This window comes from Acinetobacter sp. WC-743, assembly GCF_000335555.1.
Classification (GTDB): Bacteria; Pseudomonadota; Gammaproteobacteria; order Pseudomonadales; family Moraxellaceae; genus Acinetobacter; species Acinetobacter bereziniae.
In genome coordinates, this window is the sequence record NZ_AMFQ01000129.1 from 1 (window position 1) to 516 (window position 516).

The 516-nt window shown below is 42.6% G+C and carries 1 protein-coding gene; it reads left to right on the forward strand.

Features of this window, described 5'->3' with window-relative positions:
* The coding region (locus ACINWC743_RS19645; protein WP_009586660.1) for an MBG domain-containing protein at positions 1 to 516 on the forward strand (516 nt) is incomplete at both ends.

Below are 516 nucleotides of genomic sequence, written 5' to 3' on the forward strand. Positions count from 1 at the left end.
GCGTTGATAAAAACTATGATCTGACCTTTGTCGATGGGGCTTTGGATATTGCCAAAGCCAAAGCGACTGTAACGGCGAATAGTTTAAATACGACCTATAACGGACAAAATCAAACAGTGTCAGGCTTTAGTGCTACTGGTTTGGTCAATGGCGAAGATAGTTCGGTATTGACAGGTGTGACAGCATCTGTTACCGCTAAAGATGCAGGTAGTTATACGAACAAAGCAAATGGTGTTGATAAAAACTACCATCTGACCTTTGTGGATGGCGCTTTGGATATTGCCAAAGCCAAAGCAACAATCACTGCAAATAGTCTAAACACTGTGTACAACGGCAAAAATCAAACTGCATCAGGCTTTAGTGTAACAGGTCTGGTCAATGGCGAAACCGAATCTGTACTTTCTGGTGTCACAGCCTCTGTAACCGCTAAAGACGCAGGCAGTTATACGAATAAAGCCAATGGCGTTGATAAAAACTATGATCTGACCTTTGTCGATGGTGCATTGGATATTGCCA